The organism is Roseivirga ehrenbergii (assembly GCF_001593005.1).
In the GTDB taxonomy this organism is placed as follows: domain Bacteria; phylum Bacteroidota; class Bacteroidia; order Cytophagales; family Cyclobacteriaceae; genus Roseivirga; species Roseivirga ehrenbergii.
Genome location: NZ_LQZQ01000023.1, coordinates 19610 through 43120, shown reverse-complemented (window position 1 = coordinate 43120; position 23511 = coordinate 19610). Strand labels below are relative to the sequence as shown.

General features: G+C 39.5%; 20 protein-coding genes. 5 read left to right on the top strand and 15 right to left on the bottom strand.

All coding sequences use genetic code 11. From position 1 onward, the window contains the following. Positions 1-6 precede the first annotated feature (6 nt). The 4 genes from MB14_RS09305 to aspS all read right to left on the bottom strand — a co-directional run bounded on the left by MB14_RS09305 (position 7) and on the right by aspS (position 4671). A complete protein-coding gene (locus MB14_RS09305; protein WP_071387068.1) occupies positions 7-426 on the bottom strand; it encodes an ATP-binding protein in 420 nt (139 codons plus the stop codon). Next, positions 416-760 carry an STAS domain-containing protein gene (locus MB14_RS09300; protein ID WP_062591288.1) on the bottom strand — a complete coding sequence of 115 codons (345 nt, stop codon included), beginning with the start codon at positions 758-760 and terminating at the stop codon, positions 416-418. Before MB14_RS09300 ends, MB14_RS09305 begins: the two co-directional genes overlap by 11 nt. Before the next feature lie 17 nt (positions 761-777). After that, entirely contained in the window at positions 778-2820 is a 2043-nt protein-coding gene (locus tag MB14_RS09295; RefSeq protein WP_260310656.1) for a GAF domain-containing SpoIIE family protein phosphatase, read from the bottom strand. Between the two features lie 105 nt (positions 2821-2925). Then, positions 2926-4671 carry an aspartate--tRNA ligase gene (aspS, locus tag MB14_RS09290; protein WP_062591286.1) on the bottom strand — a complete coding sequence of 582 codons (1746 nt, stop codon included), beginning with the start codon at positions 4669-4671 and terminating at the stop codon, positions 2926-2928. A 155-nt stretch (positions 4672-4826) separates the two neighbouring features. Here aspS and MB14_RS09285 point away from each other — a divergent pair, with 155 nt between their 5' ends. The 4 genes from MB14_RS09285 to MB14_RS09270 all read left to right on the top strand — a co-directional run bounded on the left by MB14_RS09285 (position 4827) and on the right by MB14_RS09270 (position 9942). Further along, complete coding sequence (locus tag MB14_RS09285; protein ID WP_246032650.1) at positions 4827-5276, top strand: nucleoside deaminase; 450 nt, start codon at positions 4827-4829, stop codon at positions 5274-5276. Positions 5277-5305: 29 nt separating this feature from the next. Further along, positions 5306-5911 (top strand): superoxide dismutase, encoded by a 606-nt coding sequence (locus MB14_RS09280; protein ID WP_062591284.1) that lies wholly within the window; start codon positions 5306-5308, stop codon positions 5909-5911. Positions 5912-6117: 206 nt separating this feature from the next. Further along, a complete protein-coding gene (locus MB14_RS09275; RefSeq protein WP_084376030.1) occupies positions 6118-8031 on the top strand; it encodes a DUF3858 domain-containing protein in 1914 nt (637 codons plus the stop codon). 6 nt (positions 8032-8037) lie between these two features. After that, positions 8038-9942 carry a transglutaminase family protein gene (locus tag MB14_RS09270; protein WP_084376029.1) on the top strand — a complete coding sequence of 635 codons (1905 nt, stop codon included), beginning with the start codon at positions 8038-8040 and terminating at the stop codon, positions 9940-9942. An 81-nt stretch (positions 9943-10023) separates the two neighbouring features. Here the strand turns inward: MB14_RS09270 and MB14_RS09265 are convergent, their stop codons facing one another. From MB14_RS09265 to rfbC, 11 genes are all read right to left on the bottom strand, one after another. Continuing rightward, positions 10024-11259 (bottom strand): aminotransferase class V-fold PLP-dependent enzyme, encoded by a 1236-nt coding sequence (locus tag MB14_RS09265; RefSeq protein ID WP_062591281.1) that lies wholly within the window; start codon positions 11257-11259, stop codon positions 10024-10026. 180 nt (positions 11260-11439) lie between these two features. After that, positions 11440-12738 carry an ammonium transporter gene (locus MB14_RS09260; RefSeq protein ID WP_062591280.1) on the bottom strand — a complete coding sequence of 433 codons (1299 nt, stop codon included), beginning with the start codon at positions 12736-12738 and terminating at the stop codon, positions 11440-11442. 181 nt (positions 12739-12919) lie between these two features. Beyond that, positions 12920-13690 carry a hypothetical protein gene (locus tag MB14_RS09255; RefSeq protein WP_053222177.1) on the bottom strand — a complete coding sequence of 257 codons (771 nt, stop codon included), beginning with the start codon at positions 13688-13690 and terminating at the stop codon, positions 12920-12922. A gap of 97 nt (positions 13691-13787) precedes the next feature. Next, positions 13788-15809, bottom strand: coding sequence for an excinuclease ABC subunit UvrB (uvrB, locus tag MB14_RS09250; RefSeq protein WP_062591279.1), 2022 nt, complete (start codon positions 15807-15809; stop codon positions 13788-13790). Between the two features lie 94 nt (positions 15810-15903). Next, positions 15904-16671, bottom strand: coding sequence for a shikimate dehydrogenase (gene aroE, locus MB14_RS09245; RefSeq protein WP_062591278.1), 768 nt, complete (start codon positions 16669-16671; stop codon positions 15904-15906). Further along, a complete protein-coding gene (locus tag MB14_RS09240) occupies positions 16672-17610 on the bottom strand; it encodes a polyprenyl-phosphate transporter (protein WP_062591277.1) in 939 nt (312 codons plus the stop codon). A 2-nt stretch (positions 17611-17612) separates the two neighbouring features. After that, on the bottom strand, positions 17613-18374 hold the full coding sequence (locus MB14_RS09235; protein WP_062591276.1) for a phosphosulfolactate synthase: 762 nt from the start codon (positions 18372-18374) through the stop codon (positions 17613-17615). Beyond that, positions 18375-19778 carry a tetratricopeptide repeat protein gene (locus MB14_RS09230; protein ID WP_062591275.1) on the bottom strand — a complete coding sequence of 468 codons (1404 nt, stop codon included), beginning with the start codon at positions 19776-19778 and terminating at the stop codon, positions 18375-18377. 96 nt (positions 19779-19874) lie between these two features. Beyond that, positions 19875-20855, bottom strand: coding sequence for an SDR family NAD(P)-dependent oxidoreductase (locus MB14_RS09225; protein ID WP_062591274.1), 981 nt, complete (start codon positions 20853-20855; stop codon positions 19875-19877). Positions 20856-20859: 4 nt separating this feature from the next. Then, positions 20860-21600: a tyrosine-protein phosphatase gene (locus tag MB14_RS09220; RefSeq protein ID WP_084376028.1), complete on the bottom strand. Its 741-nt coding sequence runs from the start codon at positions 21598-21600 to the stop codon at positions 20860-20862. Beyond that, positions 21597-22142 carry a dTDP-4-dehydrorhamnose 3,5-epimerase gene (gene rfbC, locus MB14_RS09215; RefSeq protein ID WP_062591273.1) on the bottom strand — a complete coding sequence of 182 codons (546 nt, stop codon included), beginning with the start codon at positions 22140-22142 and terminating at the stop codon, positions 21597-21599. The genes MB14_RS09220 and rfbC overlap by 4 nt, the downstream gene beginning before the upstream one ends. A gap of 167 nt (positions 22143-22309) precedes the next feature. Here rfbC and hflX point away from each other — a divergent pair, with 167 nt between their 5' ends. Further along, positions 22310-23509 (top strand): GTPase HflX, encoded by a 1200-nt coding sequence (gene hflX / locus MB14_RS09210; protein ID WP_062591272.1) that lies wholly within the window; start codon positions 22310-22312, stop codon positions 23507-23509. The last annotated feature ends 2 nt before the right edge of the window (positions 23510-23511 follow it).

The window sequence follows — 23511 nt, the reverse complement described above, 5'->3', positions numbered from 1 at the left end:
GCAGGGTTACTTTTCGAAAGTCACATTTTTGAACAAACGCAAGGTGTTTTGATTCGGGCTTGAATCAAATTCTATTTTGTCCATGATTTTCTTCACCAACATAATACCTACACCTCCCTTTTGTTTGGTACGGATTAAATCGCCCAAAATAGGTTCGTTGTATTTTATAATGTCGAAGGCAGCCCCTTTGTCGATAATGTCGAACCAAACGCCTTCTTTATTAAAGCTGATGGAAATCTTTACATAATCTTCAAGGTCTGAGCATTGGCCATGGATAATAATGTTTGCACATACCTCATCCACTGCCAACACCATCATATTGGTTTCAATATCAGGCACAGAATGCTCATGTAACACTTTGGTCACAAATTTTCGCATCAACCTGAGTTTGTTTTTGCTGTAAGGTATGTTAAAACTATAGGCCATTTATTTCTGCTAAAGCTTCTTCTTTTGTTTTTCTAAGTATAAGCAATTGGTCTAAACCGAGTATGCCAAAAACTTTGAGCACTTTTTCGGATAGGCCGTAAATAACAAAGGTGGTATTGGTTTGATTTATTTCTTCGATGTAGGACATGAATACGCCCAGTCCGGCAGAAGAAATATAGTTAAGGTTAGTACAATCTACTATGATATTACTATGGCTTTCGTCAAAAGCCGAGCGAAGCCCTTTGTCCAACTTTATGGAAGAACTGGCATCTGCATCTCCTGTTACGGCAATGGAGATATAATTGTTTTCATTGGTCTGTACAATTTCTAACATAAGCTTTTATACGTTCTTTATTTGAACTTGATCACCACCATAGTGTAGTCATCATTTAAATTTTTATCCTCACAAAACTCAAAGAGCTTTTTTATAAATGTTTTTTGAATTGAAACCGCATCGTATTTGGCGTTGTCGGTCAATATCTTTTTCATCCTCTCGTAACCAAATTCCTCGCCAGAATGGTTGGAAGCTTCTGAGATACCATCGGTGTATAATACTATGATATCATCTTTTTGGAAAGTTATTTTATTAACGAATACATAGTTTTTAAAACTGTCGTTACGTAAAATTCCCAACCCTAAACCCTTATTTTCAAGAAATTCGGCACTTGCGTTTTGGCTAGAATAGAAGAGCGTTGGGCAATGGCCTGCTCTAGAATACTCAACAGATCTACGCTCGGTATCAATCACAAAATAGGAAAGTGTGATGAATGAGGTTTTCTCTAAACAGCCACTCAAGGCCTTGTTAGCTTTGACCAAAAACTCATCGGGGGCAAGGTCTAGCTGAACCAAACTTTGAAAAATGCCCTTCATTTGCGACATGTGGAAAGCGGCTGAAGTTCCTTTTCCGGAAACATCTCCAATAACCACAACAAACTTATGATCACTCAGCTTAAAAGTGTCATAATAATCACCCCCAACTTCATCGGGTGCTTGGGTATAAGCATGAATCTGGAAACAAGAGTCGTGATCTAGGTTCTCGGGCAAAAGAGCTCGCTGTACTTTTTTAGCAATGTTGAGCTCCTTTTTATAGCGTTCATTTTCTAAAGCTTCGCCTAAAAGGCGGAAGTTTTCAATAGAAATACTGGCTTGGCTGGCAAAGGTGTTGATGATGTTAATCATCTCTTTGTTAAAGCCATCGCTCAGTTCGTTAAGCAAATACATGTGGCCTGCCACTTTTTCTTGAATTACTAAAGGAACAATAAGTACCGACCTGAAATTGGATTTCTTGAAAACAACTAAAGTTTGGTCTTGCTCAGTGGCCTTTGAAAGCGGGTTTTTAAGTACCGATTTTTGCTTACTTGTTTTGATTTGTTCTATTACCTCCAGTCGGTTTGTAGGGCTCAGATTTTTTCTTCTGACTTCCAACTCTTCTGTTCCCTGCTTATTACGATCGATTTCTAACCAGCCCGCATCAGCATATACTGCACTCATTGAGCTGGTTAATAGAATGTCGAAAATTTGGTTTTCGTTTTCTCCTTGTTGAATAGATTGGCTTAGGCGCTGGAAGTTAATGGCCTCTTCCATTTTCTTCTCAAAAACAGACGAAGTAGGAAGGTTAAATAGAATTACGAGAAGTGAAAAAATGCTATAAAAAAGCAAGAATACGAACAGCGAAATGACAAAGAGATTGTCAATGGATTTTAGGTTATCCATTGTGTCCTCACCTGGAACATAAATGGAGGCGAAAAAATAACCGAGGTAAATCGTAATCAGTAGAATGAGCAAAATGCTTTTCCACTTTTGCTTAAAGTTTAGGTATGCTACCCACTTTAAATTGGCCGATAGAATAAGCGCCATTAGCGTAATTATTCCAAAGAGAACTTTGAACAAATCACTGGTTTGAAGTTCTGCACCTGTGAGGTCGAAAAATATAGAAAGCAACACAATGCCTTCGAATACATTCCACCATAGAACCAGTCTTTTAGATTTTTGGTAGAGAATGAGCTTTTTCCATACAGTAAAAGTGGAAATCAGAAAAACAGAAACCATTCCGAACCTGATGCTAAAGAGCACCTCCTCTAAAAACGGGTTTTTGGCCAGTGCGGAATCGGCAATGGAACTGTTGAATAATCCAATAGCAACTGAAACCAATGTGGCTACAAGGCCAATGGCAAATACTCGCCAGAGGTAATCTATAAAGTCTGTGCTTTCTAATTTTGTGATTCTAAGGCGGTAATACAGCACCAGAAAAACAAAAAAGAAGTCCATAATAAGGACAGGAACGACAGGGGAAATACCTAAATCGACATCGCTTCTGAAGGCCAAAACCTGCAAAACATCCAACAGCGTCATGATTAGCCAGAGCAGCAGGGCTACCACTAGGCTAATACGCATATAGAATTTTTTTGTAAGCTTGGTTTTCATCAGTTTTTAGACGCGCCCGAATTTACGAATTTAACGATACGGCCAAATCTTAAAACTAAACTTTAAGTAAACGGCTTATCTCAGGTTTATACCTAACTCTTTGAGCTGTGCTTCATCAATAGTAGAAGGTGAATCAATCATTACGTCTCTGCCCGAAGTATTTTTAGGGAAGGCAATGTAATCTCTGATACTGTCTGAACCACCAAACATGGCGCAAAGCCTATCGAAACCGAAAGCGATACCACCGTGTGGAGGTGCACCATATTCGAAAGCGTCCATTAAAAATCCGAACTGGGCTTTGGCTTCGTCTTCTGTAAAACCTAAATGTTTAAACATCAGCTGCTGTGTAGCGCGGTCGTGAATCCTGATTGAACCACCACCAATTTCAACACCGTTAATGACTAAATCGTAAGCATTGGCCCTTACTTTTCCTGGGTCGGTATCAAGTAAAGCCATGTCTTCCGCCTTTGGTGAAGTGAATGGATGGTGCATGGCGTGGAAACGCTCGGTTTCTTCATCCCATTCCAACAGCGGGAAATCGATTACCCAAAGTGGTTGGAAAGTATTTTTATCACGTAAGCCCAATTCTTTACCCATGTGCAAACGCAATTCGCTCATTTGCTTGCGGGTTTCGTTAGTGGTTCCGCTAAGTACTAAAATTAAGTCGCCAGCTTTTGCTCCAGCTTTTTCTGCCCAAGCCTTTAAGTCTTCTTGAGAATAGAACTTATCTACAGAAGATTTGAAAGTACCATCGGTATTGCATTTCACATATACCAAACCCTTGGCGCCAATTTGTGGTCTTTTCACAAAATCAGTGAGGGCATCTAATTGCTTGCGGGTGTATTCGGCACAACCTTCGGCACAAATTCCAACCACCAATTCTGCCTGATCGAAAATGCTAAAGCCTTTGTTTTGTGCCAACTCGTTTAGTTCAATAAACTCCATCCCAAAACGGATGTCGGGTTTATCGTTGCCGTATTTGCGCATGGCATCAGCATAAGTCATGTGAGGGAAGTCGCCCAATTCTACACCTCTTACGGCAGAGAACATGTGGCGGGTCATGCCTTCGAATGTATTCAGAATGTCTTCTTGATTTACGAAAGACATTTCGCAGTCAATTTGAGTAAACTCAGGCTGGCGATCGGCCCTTAGGTCTTCATCTCTAAAGCATTTTACGATTTGGAAATACCTATCGAAACCAGAAACCATCAGCAATTGCTTAAAGGTTTGTGGTGATTGCGGCAGCGCATAAAACTCACCTTGGTTCATTCTAGAAGGCACCACGAAATCACGCGCTCCTTCTGGCGTAGACTTGATCAATACTGGTGTTTCAACCTCAATAAAGTCTTGTTCGGTTAAGTAATTACGAACGGCCATGGCCAACTTAGAGCGCAATTGCAGCTTGCTGCGCACCGCGTTTCTACGTAAATCCAAGTAGCGGTATTTCATTCTGAGTTCTTCACCGCCATCGGTGTCGTCTTCAATAATGAAAGGAGGAACCTTTGAGCCATTCAAAATTTCTAGGCTTTCAACTTTAATTTCGATACCTCCTGTAGGAATGTTGTCGTTTTTAGAATAGCGCTCTACCACGGTTCCTGTCGCTTTCACAACGAATTCACGCCCTAGTTTTCTGGCCGTTTCCAACACTTCTGCAGGAGTACTTCCTTCTTCAAAAGAAAGCTGAGTAATACCGTAACGGTCTCTTAAGTCGGTCCACATGAGGCCGCCTTTATCGCGCGACCGCTGTACCCAACCACAAAGTGTAACTTGCTCGTTGCTATTGCTTTCTCTTAATTCGCCACAGGTATGCGTTCTTAACATGGTATGCTTTCGTAAAATTGAGCCGCAAATTTAGTAATTGTTTTAGCAAATGGGGCTAATATTAGGCTTCAATCGAAAGAGACTTTTAATCTTTACTTATTCTGAAAAGATTTTCGCTTTCAATAGCCCCTTGGGGTAAATAAAACGTTTGAACTTTGGAACTATCAGTACATAAAGACGAGTTTTTCATGGGTGAGGCTTTAAAGCAAGCCCAAATGGCTTTCGACAGGGGAGAAGTTCCTGTTGGGGCTGTAGTAGTCGCTGAAAAACGAATAATTGCCCGAGCTTATAATCAAACAGAGCAATTGAATGATGTTACTGCTCATGCAGAAATGCTGGCACTGACTTCGGCCTTTAATTATTTAGGGGCAAAATACTTGAAAGAGTGCACTTTGTATGTTACGTTAGAGCCCTGCGTCATGTGTGCCGGAGCTCAATATTGGGCGCAGTTAGGTAAATTGGTGTACGGAGCCAAGGATATCCGAAGAGGATACAGCATTCACCAAAGAAACTTGCTACATCCTAAAACAGAAGTGGTAGGAGGCTTGTTAGCAGTAGAGAGTGAAGCACTAATGAAATCGTTTTTTTCTAAATTGAGACCATAAATTTTTGTTCAACATAAATATAAATAGACATGGCATTTAAACTTCCAGATTTACCATATGCATTTGACGCGCTTGAACCGCATGTAGATGCAAGAACGATGGAAATCCATCACGATAAACATCATGCAGGTTATACAAACAACCTGAACGCAGCAATTGAAGGTACTGAAATGGCGGGCAAAAGTATTGAAGAACTTTTGGCGAACCATACTGATAATGCAGCGGTAAGAAATAACGGTGGTGGTTATTATAACCACGATCTTTTTTGGACAGTAATGTCTCCAAACGGTGGAGGTAAGCCTTCTGGCGATCTAGCCGCAGCAATCGATTCAGCTTTTGGATCTTTCGATGGCTTTAAAGATGCTTTCTCTAAAGCAGCAGCGACAAGATTTGGTTCTGGTTGGGCTTGGCTTTGCGTTCACTCTGGTGGCAAAGTAGAGGTTTGCTCTTCTCCTAACCAAGACAACCCAATGATGCCAAATGTAGGCTGTGGCGGAAAGCCAATTTTGGGCCTTGATGTTTGGGAACACGCTTATTACTTGAACTACCAAAACAGAAGACCTGATTATATCAGCGCTTTCTTTAACGTAATTAACTGGGGCGAAGTAACCAGAAGATACAACGAAGGAAAGTAAGATTCTAAAATCTTGATGAATTCAAAACCACCTCTGCAAAGGGGTGGTTTTTTTGTCTCCTTAATGTTGTTTTTGACCGCAGTCAAAAGACACTATCGTTTGATTGATTGACTTATTTAAAATAATAGGGTGAATATATTAGGTTTTTCTTGCGTTGAAGGTAGGCTTGTCCTATTTTGATACGTTAACCTTATAATTTTTTGAAAATGGAACGAGTAATCTTGTGTGTCACTATTCTGTGTATGAGCTATTTTAATGTCACAGCACAGGTCGAATCCCACGAATTTGGGAAAATAGATAAAGCAGATTTGGAAATGACGGTGTATTCACCCGATTCAGGAGCGGCTGCGGTTTACCTAGTAGATAAAGGAAGAGCAATATTTAATGAAAGTAGTTTCGATGTGTACCTTACACAACTGGTGCGAATTAAGATATTGAAAGAAGAAGGTTTTAAATGGGCGGATATAAAGCTTGATTATTTAAAGGGGAATGGACTTAGCAAATTGAAAGCTGCCACATATAATTTGGAGAATGGAAAAATAGTAAAAACTGAATTGGGGAAACGGGATTGGGTTGATGAGAAAATCAATGATGACCTTTGGTCAAAAAAGGCTTCCCTCCCAGATGTTAAAGTGGGCTCTATAATAGAATATACTTATACGCGGAAAACTGGTGATTTCTCTCGTCTTCCAGCATGGATATTCCAAACGTCAATCCCCGTGAGATACTCTGAATACGAGATTGATATACCTAGGTATGGTGATTATCAAACGATGATGAAGGGCTATATCCAGCCTGCATTTGTTGACAATTCTGGTGGCAAAAATCACATCGTAATGAAAAATGTTTCCGCTTTAGACAATGAGCCTTACGTAGCAACCATGGAGAATTTCAGATCAAAAATTGAGTTTGAAATTAAAGCTATTGATATACCTGGTTACTTTAAGGAAGTATATATGGAGAACTGGGAGGCCATTAATGATGATTTACTAAAGGATGAAGTATTTGGTAAAGCATTAGAAGCCACAGGTCAAATTAAGAGGGCATATCCAGACGATAAGGGCTGGAAGAATGACGAAGCTAGCTTGATAGAAATCTATAATTTTGTGAGGGATAATTACGAATGGGATGAGAGAGGAGGTCTTTATATGCTTAATAGCCCTCGCCAGACTTGGGATGATAAAAAAGCTTCGGCTCCCGAAATCAACATGACCCTGATTATGTTTTTAAGAAATGCAGGCATAAGTGCTGATCCCGTTATTTTGAGTACACGTGGCCATGGTTATTTAAATACTTATGTCCCTATAATTAGTCAATTTAACAGAACCATTGCATCAGCAACTATAGATGGCAAAACCTACTTGATGGATGCTACCAATAAACTTAGACCCTATAACGTACTCCCAACAAGTTGTCTTAATGGGCAGGGGCTCAAGATTACATCAAGCGGGCCAGAATGGGTTGACCTGAGTATGAATAAGGAAACGGATACTGAAATAGTAACAGGTAATTTATGGGTAAATGAAGATGATGTTTTAGAAGGTAACATGAATGTTGTGTTCAAAGGGACAGCCTCTACTCTAACAAGGGACACTATTGAAGACCTTGAGAAAGAGGATTTAAATGATGTTTTTGAAGATTTTGATGGAGAGATTGAAAACGTTTCTTTTAAGGATGCTGATGAAGCTAAAGATACAGTAGAGGGTGAGTTTGACTTTACAAAAGAGAGCGGTGTGAGTTTTATTGGGGATAAAATATTTTTGAATCCAGTGTTGAGTAAGTTTATCAAGGAAAACCCCTTCAAACTTGAAGCCCGACTTTATCCAGTTGAGTTTTCTGCGCCCATAATTAATACTTATATGTTTAATGTTACTATTCCAGAGGGCTATGAAATAGAAGAGTTGCCAGTAAGTCAGAATATTGCTTTGCCTGATAATGGGGGTAGGTACACCTACCTCTCGGGCGTTCAGGGAGATAAGATTCAGGTTGTCATTCGCTTGAATTTGTATAAAACAAGCTACTTACCTGATGAATACCCTCTACTTAAAGAGTTTTTTAATCAAATTATAGCCAAGCAGGAAGGGCAGATAGTGTTTAAGAAAAAGGGAAGTAAACCATAATTCATTATGAAACGGATTGTTTTTGTAGTTGCTCTGTGCTTGTGTGTTTGTACATCAGTAGCTCAAGATTATGCAATAGATAAAATACCAAAAGAGCTCAAAAAGGGGGCTAATGCGGTGATCAGGACATGGGATACTGAATTCCATATTGAGAATGAAGAGATGTCTGTTTACCGTGAAAAAAAGGCGATTTCTATTCTAAATGAGGACGGAGAAGCTTGGGGTCAGTTTGTGGAATTTTATGACAAACTGGATAAGATTAAGAAGATAAAAATTACGCTTTATGATGCCGAAGGAAAGGTGGCGAAAAGAGTAAAGTCCTCTGAAATTGAGGATGTAAATATAACCAGTTCAGGCTCACTGTATGACTCTAATCGACTAAAGGGATATATCGCTACCGATATTAAATTACCATATACTATTGAGATTGAATTTGAAAAGGTGAAAACCTCTTCTTTACACTACCCCGTTTGGGGGCTACGAAGGGCTCCTAATTTGGCTGTGGAGGCAGGTAAATTAATGGTGTATAGCCCTCCAGCCTATCAAATTAGGTACAAAGAGAAGAATTATGAAGGAGAAGTAATTATCAAAACTGATGATACGGGCACAACCTATCAATGGGGAGTAGCGAATCTCCCGGCTATAGAACAAGAGTACCTCGGCTCTTCGGTATTCGATATGAGCCCACATGTGCTTTTGGCTCCAACCTCTTTTAGCATGGAAGGTTTTAGCGGTAGGATGGATACTTGGCAGGGTTTTGGTCAATGGATTAATAAATTAAATAATGGGAGAGAACAATTGCCTGCTGAACTAGAAGGAAAGTTGAAGGCTTTGGTGGCCAATGCGCTTAATGACAAAGAGAAAATTCGCCTGATTTATGAGTATCTCCAATCCAATACCAGATATGTGAGTATTCAACTCGGAATAGGAGGCTATCAGCCTTTTGAAGCTGCGGACGTTGCCAAAACTGGTTATGGAGATTGTAAAGCCCTAACCTATTTTACCTATAGCATGCTAAAGAGTGTTGGGATCAAATCTAATTATACGCTGGTATTGGCAGGGGAGGATGAAGGTGATATTATTACGGACTTTCCAAGCAGCCAGTTCAATCATGTAATTCTTTCTGTGCCTATGGAAAAAGATACTGTATGGTTGGAGTGCACAAGTCAGGATGCGCCCTTCAACTTTTTAGGAGGTTTTACTAGCGACAGACATGCATTAATGATTACTGAAGATGGTGGGAAATTGATCAAAACACCGAGCTATCCGATGGAAGTAAATACCCAAACGCGTGTTGGCGAAGTAACTTTTGACAAAGAGGGGAATGGTCAAGCATCCATAGAAACTGTATATAAAGGAAGACGCTACGATGATTATGCGATGGTAGTGAAAGCGGGCAAAGAAGATCAGCGGAAACATTTGTTAAACAGTATTGACATACCTGCATTTGATTTAGGTGATTTCAGCTTTGAACATGAAAAGTCGGAGAACCCTATGCTCAAGCAAACGCTTAGCATTGGTTTGAGAAAATATGCATCTCAATCTGGGGAAAGACTATTTTTTGTACCTAATCTACTTACTAGACAAGAGTACATTCCTCCAAAAATGGAAGATCGTGAATCGCCAATTGTACTTAAATATGCCTATGTAAATACGGACACTATAAAATTCAAGATCCCAGAAAGCTATAGACTGGAATTTCAGCCCGAACCAGTGATTCATAAGTCGGAGTTTGGGGAATATAATGTCAGCTATCAGTTTGACGTGGAAACCAATGAACTGACCTATATCAGGAGCATTCAAATGAAAAAGGGTACGTACTCAGCGGAGTCATACAACGATTACCGAGATTTTAGAAGAGAGATATCGAGAGCCGATAGAAGTAAACTGGTTTTGATTGGTTCGACTTAGAAAGCACTATAAATACTTATAATGATGAAAACCACCTCTGCAAAGGGGTGGTTTTTTTGTTGAAAAGAGGCCAAGGAAGTGTTATAAAACCTTCTCCAAAACCCCGATCAACCTATCCACTTCTTCCAATGTATTGTAATGCACAAAGCTTACGCGAACCGGGCCGCCTTTGGCTTCTAAGCTGAGGGATTGCACCAATTTTTTGGCATAAAAATCACCGAATCGAATACCGATACGGTGCGGGTCTACTTGCTTCACAATGGCTTCACTTTTTAAAGTGTCATGATGAAAAGCAATGGTAGATACTCTTCTTTTCTGACCTCCATTTTGCACGCCAAGAACTGTAACCTTGTCTTTTGTCTTTAGGAAATCCATAAAACGATTGGCCAGCGCTTCTTCATGGGTGGCAAACAAATCGAAGCTTTTTTGAAATTTTAATTGGTCATCTGCCTTAGTGTCATTTGGATAATGATGGTCGTGAACGCTTCTTAAATATTCCGTCAGTCCAGCCATGCTGTAGGTCAGTTCAAAGTTTTTATTGCCAGGCTGAAGCTTATAGGGTACTTCTTTAATAAAGTAGTGGTTAATACCTGCCATGGACTCAAGAATTTCGAGTTTTCCATACATGAGTGCGCAATGTGCTCCATACACTTTATAGCAGCTGAATACATAGAAATCTACATCCAAAGCCTGCACATCCACCAAACGATGAGGGGCCAAGGCAACACCATCTACACAGAATAGCACACCAGCATTGTGCACCACTTTGGCCACTTCGGCAATTGGGTTGATGGTGCCTAAAATATTGGATGCATGCACCATGGTCACCAGTTTAGTTTTGCCAGAAAGCAATTGCTTTAAATCTTCAATTTCAAATTCTAGGCTTTCTGGGTTTACTTCCCAAATTTTCACCACAATGCCTTTTTCTTCTAGATCTGTCCAAGGTGAACAATTAGATTCATGTTCAGAGTTGGTTGTAATTACCTCGTCTCCGACTTTCCATGCTTTAGAAAGCGTAAGACTTAAAAGCCTGAACATCATTGTTGAGGAATGCCCCATCACGATTTCTTTAGGGTCTTTGGCATTCACGAGTTTGGCCATTTCTGCCGTCCCAAAATCTACTTTTTCTTTGGCTAGTCGTGAAATTTCATAGGAGGCTCCGTGCTGTACATCGTAGTTCAGTAGGTATTCTGAAATTCTATCGACTACAGGTTTTAGGGTTTGGGAACCACCTGCATTGTCCATATAGACAAAACCACTGCTAAGCGCAGGGAAGTAACTTCTAACAAAATCGAGATCGAGTTGAGGGCTGTTCATAAATTGGTAATTAAACTGATAAGGTAAGAAAGGGTGGTGATCTCTGCTAGATTTAGTTTTTAAATGGTGGCTTAATTGAATGAAATTAAAAAAGGGATGCCTTTTGGCACCCCCTCTCTTACAAACAAAATTTGCAACCTAATCTATATGTTCTTTGGCGATCGATTCAATTTTGATTTTTTAACTAATACTTTCTCCGTGCTGACTCAGGTCTAAACCTCTTTCTTCATCTTCCATACTCACCCGCATTGGTAGTATCATGTGGGTTAATTTAAAAAGGGCATAAGACATTGTAAAAGTGAAAGTGCCTACCATAAAAATGGCAGCAATATGACGAAAGAATGTGGTGGTTTCACCGTATATAAGACCTACATCTTTTGCGAAAACTGCAGTTAGAATCATACCAACAATTCCGCCTACTCCATGACATGGAAAAACATCTAAGGTGTCATCAATTCCAGTTTTATTTTTGTAGTAAACCACAATGTTAGAAATGATAGCACTAGCTACACCTATAAAAATACTTTGACCCACGGTAACAAAACCTGCTGCTGGGGTAATGGCTACCAAGCCTACAACCGCACCGATGGAGGCTCCCATTCCTGAAATTTTACGTCCCATCAGCGCATCATAAAATACCCAAGCTAACATGGCGGCTGCAGAAGCTACTGTTGTGGTAGCGAAGGCCATTGCCGCACTGGAGTTGGCACCTAAAGCTGACCCAGCATTGAAACCAAACCAACCAAACCAGAGTAGACCGGTGCCAAGTAAAACATAAGGTACATTGGCTGGCTGGTGATCTGAAGCTCCATGGTTTTTTCTTTTGCCAAGAATTATGGCCGCAGCTATTGCAGCAAAACCAGCAGACATATGGACAACAGTTCCACCGGCAAAATCAAGTACCCCCCATTTTCTTAAAAAACCATCGGGGTGCCATGTCATATGAGCTAATGGTGCATAAATAAATATGCTGAACAGTATAATGAAAAGTAAAAAGCTAGAGAATCTCACTCTTTCTGCAAATGAACCCGTGATTAAAGCGGGAGTGATTATGGCGAATTTCATTTGAAAAAGAGCAAACAAAATAAATGGAATAGTAGGTGCTAAATCCGCTTGCGTAGCACCGCCAACCCCTTTGAAAAAAGCAAATGTAGTCGGGTTGCCAAAAATGCCCCCTATACTTTCGCCAAAGGCCAAACTAAAACCAAAAACTACCCAAATTAACGTAATTATACCCATGCAGATAAAACTTTGGAGCATAGTGGAGATCACATTCTTTTTATTTACCATTCCTCCATAAAAAAAGGAAAGCCCAGGGGTCATAAGTAATACCAAGCCCGTTGCGGCTAACATCCAAGCGGTATCTGCACCATTTATATTCGAATCTATAATTACTTCTCCATTGTCTACATCAAACATGCTAATGATAGCTACAAGAATTAGGAGAGAGAACCCAGGAACCCACTTTTTTTTAATCATTGCTTTTGTTTTATGTTTAAAAATGAACCTATAATTAGTTAATTAATGTAAAGAAGTGAAAAATTGGTTTCATAAACACCCTAATTTCAAATTAAATTATTTTTCGAGATAAATTTGGGGTAATAAAAAAGGGGTGATCGTTATGATCACCCCTTTCTCTCAAACAAAAATTCAAAACCTATCAGTGTAATTTCTTAGCTATCAAATCGATTTTGGGCTTTGCATCTTCTCTACCCAATTCCAGTGCTTTTTGATAATTTTCTAAAGCTTGTTTGTAGGTAGATTTTTTCTTGCTAGGCGCCAATTTTGTTCTCTGTGCAGCAAGTGCATAAGCCTCGCCTCTGGTGAAATAGGAGTCTGCCTCACTTATTTGGAAAGCCGATTTCATCGCTGAAATTTGCTGATCCAAAAGTTCTAATTCCATTGTTTTTGCTTCAATCATTTCATCTTGGCTCAAGATGGTTTCTGCCTGAATGCTATTCAATGCTACCAACTTTTGATTGTTATTGGTTTCTGTATCTAATCGAGCCTCTAAAAGAGCAATGTCATTCTTTTGCGACTCAAACTCGGCCTTTAGCTTTTTTAAGCTATTAGCATAATTGTTTTGAGCCGTTGTCGAGTTCTTTAACGACTTTTCTAAACTTGAAATCTGCAAAGAGGTTTGCGCTATGTAAGATTTCAGCTCAGTTAAATGAGCAATGAAGTCTTCTTGAGAATCACTATTCTCTAAAGTTACTCTGAGCATTTTTCTACCCAGATCAATTGAATCCATTAATGTCATGGCCTTGAATAAAGTAGCCGATGTTTTTTGACTACTTTTTATTTCTAAAGAAAGGCTGTCTATTTTGGCAATAAGGCTTGAGTTTTCACTCATCAATACTTCTTTCTCTTTTTCATTAGAGCAACTGAACAATGTCAAGATGAATACTCCAATGATAATTTGCTGTTTCATGTTTTATTTTCTGTGTTTGAGCCATTTGACGTAGTTTTTATCAAAGGTCACAGAAAGAGAATGGAAATATTTTTGAATGAAGGAAGGGTGGAGGTAATTATTTTTTTCTTAACAGTTCCTTCAGCTCTGCTAGTTCATCTCGCAACCTAGCAGCCTCGATAAAGTCTAATTCTTTGGCGGCTTTCTCCATCGATTTTTGGGTTTTCTGAATCATTTTTTCAAGCCCTTCTTTGCCCATATAAGCCACTACAGGATCGGCAGCTACAGAAATACTTTCGCTTTCAGAATAATAGTTCTTTTTCTGTTTTCTAGAATCGGCCACCGAAGTTTGATTCATAATGGCTTCTTTCGATTTTTTGACGGTGGTTGGAGTGATTCCGTGTTCCTCATTATAAGCTTGCTGAATCGCCCTTCTTCTTCGGGTTTCGTCAATAGCGCGCTGCATGGAAACCGTAGTTCGGTCGGCATACATAATCACCATGCCATTTTGGTTTCGGGCCGCACGGCCAATGGTTTGCACTAAAGAGCGTTCATTTCGCAAAAAGCCTTCTTTATCGGCATCTAAAATGGCCACCAATGAAACCTCTGGCAAATCAAGCCCTTCCCTTAATAAGTTTACGCCTACCAATACATCGAAAACGCCCAATCTTAATTCACGAAGAATTTCTACCCTATCCAGTGAACTTACTTCTGAGTGAATATAACGAACCTTTACGTTGGCCCTTTCCAAGTATTTGGACAGTTCTTCTGCCATTCTTTTGGTTAAAGTAGTAATGAGTACGCGTTCTTCTTTCTTTACCCGAATGTCAATTTCTTCCAGAATATCATCAATCTGGTTAGGGCTTGGTCGTACTTCAATAATAGGATCAAGTAAGCCCGTTGGACGAATTACCTGTTCCACTACTTCGCCTTGGGTTAGGTTGAGCTCATAATCGGCAGGGGTAGCACTTACGTAAATGGTTTGCTTGGCCAGCCCTTCAAATTCGTCAAATTTTAGCGGACGATTGTCCATGGCCGATGGAAGTCTGAAGCCGTATTCCACCAAGTTTTCTTTTCTAGACCTATCGCCTCCCCACATGGCACGTACCTGCGGTAAGGTTACATGGCTTTCGTCAATTACCATTAGAAAGTCTTCTGGAAAGTAATCGAGCAAACAGAAAGGTCGTTGCCCTCTTTGGCGTCTGTCGAAATAGCGTGAGTAATTTTCTACCCCAGAACAATAGCCTAATTCCCGCATCATTTCCAGGTCAAATTCGGTACGCTCTTTTAGGCGCTTGGCCTCTAGAAATTTACCGTCATCTTCTAGCTGGTGGAGGCGCTCTACCAAGTCATTCTGAATTTCATGAATGGCTTGGTTCAACACATCCTTTCCTGTTACAAAAAGGTTAGCAGGAAAAATAGTGATGATTTTTTCGTCTGAAATTTTCATTCCAGAAACAGGGTCAATCATTTGAATGGCCTCAATTTCATCGCCCCAGAAGTAAATTCGATAAGCGAAATCGCCATAAGCAATGAAAATATCTACTGTGTCGCCTTTTACCCGGAATGTTCCTCGTTTAAATTCTGCTTCGGTTCTGCTATAAAGAATGTCTACAAAAGCAAAGAGGAGTTTGTTGCGCGAAATCGTGTCGCCTACCTGTAGCGTAATTACATTTTTACCAAACTCTTCTGGGTTTCCAATACCGTAAATACATGAAACGGAAGCCACCACAATCACATCTCTTCGACCAGTAAGTAAAGATGAAGTGGCGCTGAGTCTCAGTTTTTCAATTTCTTCGTTTATGGAAAGATCCTTTTCTATATAAAGGTTACTGCCTGGAATAAAGGCTTCTGGCTGATAATAATCGTAGTAGGAAATAAAATACTCTACCGCATTGTCTGGGAAGAATTGCTTGAATTCCCCATAAAGCTGGGCGGCCAAAGTTTTGTTATGGCTTAAGATTAAGGTGGGTTTTTGAACCTCCTGAATAAGGTTGGCCACAGTAAAAGTTTTGCCAGAACCCGTAACACCCAAAAGTACTTGGCTGGCTTCGCCTGCATTAACGCCTTCGGCTAAGGCCTTGATGGCCGCAGGCTGGTCGCCAGTAGGAACAAAGTCAGAGGTAATCTTAAAGTCCATAGAGTAAAACTAAGGGAAAGAGTCAGCAAGAAAAACCTCTTATGACTGTTTTTAGTTCAGAAGTTTTGGAGTGATATTTCTTAAGGACTGAAACTTATCTATTCCAAATCTCCCAAGAAGCTTTTGCTTGTTTGTGTAGCATTTCCAATCCATTTTTTACCCAGCATTTAGCTTCAATTCCTTTCTGCATAAATGCTGTAACTAAAGGATTATACACCAAATCATAGAGGAAATGGTCGGTCGTCAATTGTTGGTAAGGTAAGTCTGGAAGCTCGTCTATTTTAGGTGCCATACCCAATGGCGTAGTGTTGATGATGAGCTGGTAAGTGTTGAGGTGCTGAGGTGTTAAAGTGTTGGAGTGCTGGGGTGTTGAGGTGCTGAAGTGTTGGTATGAAAATTCATCTGTTTGTGGATTGCGAGAGATCAGTTTGAATTGAATATCTAAGTCTGAAAGGACGGTTTGAACGGCTTTTGAAGCTCCACCTGTTCCTAAAATCAAAGCGTTTGAAGGCATGGGGTTGGCTCCAATAAACTTTACCAACGAATTTTTAAAACCAAGATAATCGGTATTGTATCCCTTCAGTTTTCCATTCTGAATTTTGATAGTGTTTACTGCGCCAATGGTGCTAGCTTTTTCATCAATTTCATCAAGAAATTTCATCACCGATTCTTTGTAAGGAATGGTAACATTAATACCTTCTAAGCCTTTAGTGTTTTTTACTAATGCAGGAAATTCCTCAATATCTTCAAGGGGGTAAAGCTCATATTCGGCCTTAATCCCTTCTTTTTCGAATTTATCTGAGAAGTGTTTTTTCGAAAATGAATGGCCGAGAGGGTAACCGATCAGTCCAAATTTTCGCATTTATTTTTTTGGGTTTAGTGCCGCTGCAACTCTATCCATTGCCAACACAACAAGGAAACCCGCAGCAGCAAATAAAATGGCTTCTAGAAAGAAAGGTTCGGCACCAGTTTTTACATAGTACTGGTTAGGCAAAACATTAGCTTGAACCAAAGGTTTTAAGTCACCATGGCGGTCAATATATGTTTCAATGGCTTCTTTCCAAGGCCAAACTTTATTCAAAGAGCCAATCATAAAACCAGACAAAACTCCTATTGTAATGTTATGATATTTTTTAAAGAGCCAACTTACTAAACGAGCAAAGCTTAATAAGCCTATTATACAGCCCAAGCCAAAAATGGCAATATCTAAAACTCTAAACTCTTTAACAGCCGAGAGAATGAACTCGTATTTTCCGAAAATAAGCAAAATGAATGACCCAGAAATTCCAGGTAATATCATTGCGCAAATAGCTACTGCACCAGCTATAAATAAAAACCAAGAAGATTCAGGCGTTTCGGCCGGAGTAGCCGAGGTAATAAAATAAGCAATAACAATTCCTAAGGCAATGGCTACAAAAACACCAATATTCCAATGTTTAATTTCTCTAAGAATAATAAGAGCCGAAATAACAATAAGGCCAAAGAAGAAAGACCAAACTTGAATAGGGTACTCAGCCAATAAATGGGTAATCACCTTCGCTAACGTAAGCACGCTGGTGGCAATTCCTGCTAATAGCGGTAACAAGAAGTTTCCGTTAACGTGTTTCCATAGTGCCTTGATCTGAAATTTTTTCAAGTACTGCAGCGCTTGAAGATCAACGCTGCGGATAGCGTTTAACAGTGTTTCGTAAATGCCAGTAATGAACGCAATTGTTCCTCCTGAGACACCAGGAACTACATCAGCACTACCCATGGCAATACCTTTGAAGTAGAGAAGAATGAATTCCTTAATATTCTTCATTCTTATTTGTCCAGAAAATGATTAAAAGTATCTCCTCTTAACCCTAAACGGATGGTTTCTAACGGAATTAACTCTTCTGGGGCAATATTGCCTAGGTTTACATTGGCACCAACCAACTTAATAAAATAGACTTGTTGTGCTTTTTGAGGAGCTTCCCAAATGATTTTTTCAAAAGGAATTTTGGTAAGAATCTCTTGAACCAAGCCCGAGCGAACTTCTCCTGTTGATCTGAAAAGACCAACGTTACCGCCTTCACGTGCCTCGCCAATTACTTTCCACGCACCAGCGTCAAGCTCTTTCTGCATCAGCTCGATCCATTTGTACGGAGGAATAATTTTTTCCTCGTCTTTAGATCCAACTTCTGAAAGTACAGTTACTTGCTTAGAAAGTTCAGTGATGTATTCGCACTTTTTATCATGATCCATTTCTACCGAACCATCAGATACTTCGGCAAAAGGTACTTTATATTTATCTAGTAGCTTTCTGTAATCGTCAAATTGATTTCTAACAGCAAAAGCTTCGAAAAGCGTTCCTCCAAAGTAAAAAGGAATTCCGGCAGCTCTGTAAACATCGAGTTTAGCTTCTAGGCTAGCGGTTACAAAAGAGGTAGCCCAACCCAATTTAATAATGTCTACATGGTTAGCGCTAACGCTAAGAAAATCTTCTGCTTGTCTAACACTTAGGCCTTTATCCATTACCATGGTGAAGCCTTTTTCTCGTGGTTTTTGTGTCCTTTCGGGCAGGTTATTTAAAAGGTAGTGCATTTAAATTTTGTTTCTGTGCTGATCAATGATCTTGAATAATGCCTTTTGGGTTTCAATTTTAGGAAAGAAATCAAAAAGTACTTCGTGATTTTCAAAGTCCAAAATTAAAGCATTTTCTAGATAAGTAAAGGCTTCTTTGTATCTACCTGCCGAGATTTGGTAAACTACCATTCTGTACATCAAGTCAGAGTTTTCTGGAAGCTCTTCCAAAGCCCTGTCAATCAGTTCAATGGCTTTAATGTGTTCGCCTTGTTCGTAATGAATAAGCGACCAATCGAGCCAAATCATTTCGTTGTTGGGTTCGAGCATTGCGGCCTCTTGATAGGCTTCAAAGCTAGAAACGACATTGCCTACATGCTGTTCGGCATCGGCTATGGCCAACCAATAGTTGGCATTTTCTGGGTCGAGTTTTAGTGCCTTATTGAAAAAATGAATGGCCTCGTAATATTTGTCTTGTTCAGACAAACAACAACCTATTCCATACCAAGCATCTTCATAAAACTGATCTAGTTTTGTAGATTTTCGGTAATACTTCATGGCCAACTCGTATTGTTCTAGCTTTTCATAAGCAGTACCAATACAACAATAGGTTTCTGCCGATGGGCCCTCGTTGGTTAGTGTGTTTTTGTAAGCCTCTAATGCCTCATCATACTTGTCGATGTTCATGTAGGAGTTACCCATATTGAACCAAGCTGATGAAAAAGTGTCGTCAATTACTAGGGCATAATCATAAGCTTTTATCGCTTCTTCGTAGCGCTCTAGCTTGTTTAATACAATTCCCAAATTGTACCAAGCATAGGTAGAATAGGGGTCCTGATCAATAAACTGTTTATAGTAATCAACGCTATCTTCCAGCTTGCCAGTTACATCTAGGCAGTAAGCAAGCTCATAGAGTGCGCTTTCGTGGTTTAAGTTTAGCTCGATAGCCTTTTTGTAATTACCAATTGCCTCTTCAAATTTTGAATTGGTTTGGTAGGTAAGGCCTATGTTATAATATACTTCCGATTTATCTTCGGCATAATCGAGCGTGTTGAGCAAGAGCTCAACGGCTTTTTCGTATTCTCCCAAAAAGGAATAGATAGTTCCTTTTACGGTGTTTAATTCCACATCATTTGGATGCAAATTTTGAGCTTCATCAATTACCCTAAGGGCTTCTTGATAATTTTCTTTACCAATGTAGCATTGCGCCATTAGTAAACTTATTTCTTGAGAAAACGGGAATTGATCGATGGCAAGTTTGCATGCTTTTAAACCCTTGCCAAATTGAAGGTGATCGATATAATACTGAATAATAGTTTCGTATTCAGTGATATCGAAAAAATTATATGTCTTTTGCTTGAGTTGCTCTTCGAATTTCTTGATCAGCCCACGTTCCTCTTCTCTGCTAGGATAGTCTTCTTGCATCTATTTTCGAAAGGTTTATTCAAAGTAAGGAATAAATGAATGGCAAACTATGTGGCCCTGTCTTTTTTTTCCTGATCTGTTTATAACCGTGTTTTTTTAAAGGTTGTGCATAGATTTAAGTTCTCTAACGCTCCAATCTAAAGTTTCGTTCATGGGGCGAAACTCAAAATCTAAAGCTTCTTTTACTTTATCATTTCTAAAGTGATAATGCATGCGCGACAGCCTTGCTGTATCGTTTGTGATTAGCGCACTTTGGCGCATAATTCTGGATCGGATAAATTCTAATTTCACAGCTACTTTGAGCATCCAATAGGGTACTGGTTTAGTAGGTGGTTTTTTGCCAAATCGGCTGGCTACTTCTTTAAAGAAATCTTTGAATTCTCTTGTGCCAGCATTTAGTACGAACCTTTCGTTTTGAATGTTTGAGTTAAGTAGCTTAACACATATTTCGGCCACATCGCGTACGTCAACAAAGTTGATGGTGCCTTCGGGGTGAAATGTTTTACTGTCGTATGCATATTTAAAAACGGAGGTGCTTCCGCTACCCCAAAGCCCTGGGCCTAAAACTACGGAAGGGTTTACGATTTTCACGTTTAAGCCTTCTTGAGCACCACGCCAAACCTCTAGTTCTTGCATGTATTTAGACCGGGCATAAATAGAATCGTATTCTGTGCCTTCCCATTTATCTTTTTCATCAATAAATTTCTGGCCGGGCTTTCTACCTAAAGCGGCTACCGAACTTATTTGAACGAAATTTTTAACTCCTGCCTTTAAGCAAGCATTTACCAAATCGGCTGTGCCTTGTACATTGGTTTTGTGCATTCTATCCTCATCTCTTTTATCGAATGAGATGATAGCCGCTCCGTGAATCACTCCATCAATATCCTTCAACGCTTCGAGAAGAAAGGTGGTGTCGTTCATGTCACCATTCACCCACTCAATCTGGTCAGCAATATCTTCGATCAAAGTCAGTTGGCTGCTTTCACGTCTTATAGCCCGAATGGGCTGGCCATTTTTAATAAGCTCTCTACAAATAAAGCTACCGAGCAGGCCAGTAGCACCAGTAACAAAAACCATAGTTCTAAAGGGTGTTATTTAGAAGATCTAAGTTCATTAATTTTTTAAAATACTTTGTTTTTACTGCCTCTTTCAAGAGATTAACATGCCCCATGTTGTGGCAGTCTGTACCAATAAGTTGCACAGCCTTCATGTCGATAAGCTTTTCTGCAAACTTTTGAACTGGCTTAGAATAACAACCCGTTAGGGAAATTATGTTCAGCTGTAAAATGATGTTTCTGTCCATCAACTCATCTAGTAAATAGTCACTTTGCATTAAGTATAAATAGCGTTCTGGATGAGCAAAGACAGGTTTGTAGCCTTTTAAGCTTAGTTTGAAGGTGACCTCTTTTAGCTGCGGGGGCATGTTCATAAATGGGGTCTCAAACAAAACGTATTTTTTGCCGAAGGTCATTAATGGAGCGCCTGAGTCTATCAGTTCTACGAATGATTCATCGAGGTAATATTCTGTGGCGGCTTCTAATTGAATATTGATACCTTCTTTTTTAATGGCTTCGCGCATGATTTCCAGCCCTGCATTAATATTCTCGGGCGAGTTATCATAAGTGCCAGGCATTGAATGCGGAGTTGTAATTACCTTTTCATAACCCAAGGCTTCCATTTCACGCAAGACTGTAAGCGATTCTTCAATAGATTGCACACCGTCATCAATCGCAGGGATTAAATGAGAATGGATATCTGTTTTGATTGGCAAAACGGAAGCTGGAGAAGTATCCTTTGGCTTTAAAAAAGAAAGTATACTCAAAATAGAGGTGCGTTTTTATACGCTGCAAAATTAGGTAAAAGTTTATCCTTTTCAGACACGATTGGGTTTTCTATTTGCCAATCAATATTTAATTCAGGGTCATTCCATAAAACACCCCCTTCAGACGCTTTATTGTAGTAGTTGGTACACTTATATGAAAAAACGCTGTCTTCCAAAGCTAAGAAACCATGCGCAAAACCAACGGGAACTAGAAACAGGTTATGTTTTTTGGCATCTAAAATAACGGTATGGTGTTTTCCAAAAGTTGGTGAATTTGGCCTTAGGTCCACGGCCACATCCATTACTTTACCCAAAGCAACTCTTACAAGTTTTGCTTGTGCATAAGGCTGGCTTTGGAAATGAAGCCCGCGTAATGTACCCTTCACCGAAAACGATTCATTGTCTTGAACAAAGTCTGTTTGTATTCCGAGTTCTTCGAAGGTCTTTTTTCGATAAGACTCAAAAAAGTATCCTCGGTCATCTCCGAAAACGGTAGACTCAATTTCGTATAGGCCATCAAAGCCAGTTTCTATAATTTTCATTGCGTAAAAAATTCCTTTCAAACTTAAGCCGTTAAGCTGTCTTATCAAACGATAAGGTAATGCAAAACTATTATACCCTTAAATGGTGTTTATACTTTTTAGTTTGATGAAGTGATTTCTAAGTTGAATTTAGAAATGGTTTCGATAAGTAGTAATTTTGATGCTTTATGGGAGGATATTTAACAACTGATACTGAGAAAGAAACCGCAGTTTTGGTAGCTTTAATTAATAGGGAGCAGCCAGAAGAAAAGGTAATCGAATATTTAGATGAATTGGCTTTTTTGGCCGATACAATGGGACTTGAGGTTAAAAAATCGTTTACGCAACGGCTTGATAAACCTGAGATAAGAACCTTTGTAGGAAAAGGTAAGTTTGAGGAAATCTATACTTATATTAAGGCTGAAGGTATACAAGTAATTATTTTTGATGACGACTTGAGCCCTTCACAGCTTAGAAATATAGAGAGAGAATTGCAGATCAAGATTTATGATCGAAGTTTACTTATTCTAGATATATTTTTGAAAAGAGCACAGACTGCTCAGGCTAAAACGCAAGTGGAGCTGGCAAGGTCTAAGTATTTATTACCTAGGCTTACACGATTGTGGACTCACCTCGAAAGACAAAGAGGAGGAACGGCTACACGAGGTGGTGCTGGCGAGAAGGAGATTGAAACGGATAGAAGACAAATCCGAAACCAAATTACCGTACTGAAAAAGAAACTGGAGAAAATTGAATTACAGAACGAAGTTCAGCGAAAATCCAGAACTAATATTGTGCGTGTGGCTTTGGTAGGCTATACCAATGTTGGTAAATCTACCCTTATGCGTTTAATGACGAAGGCAGATGTATTGGCGGAAAATAAACTTTTTGCTACTGTAGATTCTACCGTGCGAAAAGTAGCCATCGATGACATCCCTTTTCTATTGTCCGATACAGTAGGTTTTATCCGAAAGTTGCCAACACATTTGATTGAATCTTTTAAATCTACTTTAGACGAGGTAAGAGAAGCCGATATTCTTTTACATATCGTGGATGTTTCACATCCTTACTATCAAGATCAAATGGAAACGGTAAGCCAAACTTTGGTAGACCTTGGTGCGGCTGATAAACCAACGATCATTATTTTTAATAAAATTGACAAATTGCTTGAGTCTTTAGACCCTGAAATAGAAGAGGAAATGGAACATCCGCCCATGACGCTAGAAAGGTTGAAAAAAACCTACTTAAATGCTGAAGGTGAAAGCGTTGTGTTTATTTCGGCTGAGAAAAAAGAGAATATTGCTGAAATGCGTGAAGTGATTTTCGAAAAGGTGAAAAAGCAGCACATGACCATCTTTCCAAATTACTTGAAAGACACGTATTATTAATT

Excerpts from the sequence above, each read along its gene's own strand:
- MB14_RS09305 (WP_071387068.1), bottom strand. The coding sequence starts at position 426 with ATGGCCTATAGTTTTAACATACCTTACAGCAAAAACAAACTCAGGTTG.
- MB14_RS09300 (WP_062591288.1), bottom strand. The coding sequence starts at position 760 with ATGTTAGAAATTGTACAGACCAATGAAAACAATTATATCTCCATTGCC.
- MB14_RS09295 (WP_260310656.1), bottom strand. The coding sequence starts at position 2,820 with ATGCGTATTAGCCTAGTGGTAGCCCTGCTGCTCTGGCTAATCATGACG.
- aspS (WP_062591286.1), bottom strand. The coding sequence starts at position 4,671 with ATGTTAAGAACGCATACCTGTGGCGAATTAAGAGAAAGCAATAGCAAC.
- MB14_RS09280 (WP_062591284.1), top strand. The coding sequence starts at position 5,306 with ATGGCATTTAAACTTCCAGATTTACCATATGCATTTGACGCGCTTGAA.
- MB14_RS09275 (WP_084376030.1), top strand. The coding sequence starts at position 6,118 with ATGGAACGAGTAATCTTGTGTGTCACTATTCTGTGTATGAGCTATTTT.
- MB14_RS09270 (WP_084376029.1), top strand. The coding sequence starts at position 8,038 with ATGAAACGGATTGTTTTTGTAGTTGCTCTGTGCTTGTGTGTTTGTACA.
- MB14_RS09265 (WP_062591281.1), bottom strand. The coding sequence starts at position 11,259 with ATGAACAGCCCTCAACTCGATCTCGATTTTGTTAGAAGTTACTTCCCT.
- MB14_RS09260 (WP_062591280.1), bottom strand. The coding sequence starts at position 12,738 with ATGATTAAAAAAAAGTGGGTTCCTGGGTTCTCTCTCCTAATTCTTGTA.
- MB14_RS09255 (WP_053222177.1), bottom strand. The coding sequence starts at position 13,690 with ATGAAACAGCAAATTATCATTGGAGTATTCATCTTGACATTGTTCAGT.
- uvrB (WP_062591279.1), bottom strand. The coding sequence starts at position 15,809 with ATGGACTTTAAGATTACCTCTGACTTTGTTCCTACTGGCGACCAGCCT.
- aroE (WP_062591278.1), bottom strand. The coding sequence starts at position 16,671 with ATGCGAAAATTTGGACTGATCGGTTACCCTCTCGGCCATTCATTTTCG.
- MB14_RS09240 (WP_062591277.1), bottom strand. The coding sequence starts at position 17,610 with ATGAAGAATATTAAGGAATTCATTCTTCTCTACTTCAAAGGTATTGCC.
- MB14_RS09235 (WP_062591276.1), bottom strand. The coding sequence starts at position 18,374 with ATGCACTACCTTTTAAATAACCTGCCCGAAAGGACACAAAAACCACGA.
- MB14_RS09230 (WP_062591275.1), bottom strand. The coding sequence starts at position 19,778 with ATGCAAGAAGACTATCCTAGCAGAGAAGAGGAACGTGGGCTGATCAAG.
- MB14_RS09225 (WP_062591274.1), bottom strand. The coding sequence starts at position 20,855 with ATGGTTTTTGTTACTGGTGCTACTGGCCTGCTCGGTAGCTTTATTTGT.
- rfbC (WP_062591273.1), bottom strand. The coding sequence starts at position 22,142 with ATGAAAATTATAGAAACTGGCTTTGATGGCCTATACGAAATTGAGTCT.
- hflX (WP_062591272.1), top strand. The coding sequence starts at position 22,310 with ATGGGAGGATATTTAACAACTGATACTGAGAAAGAAACCGCAGTTTTG.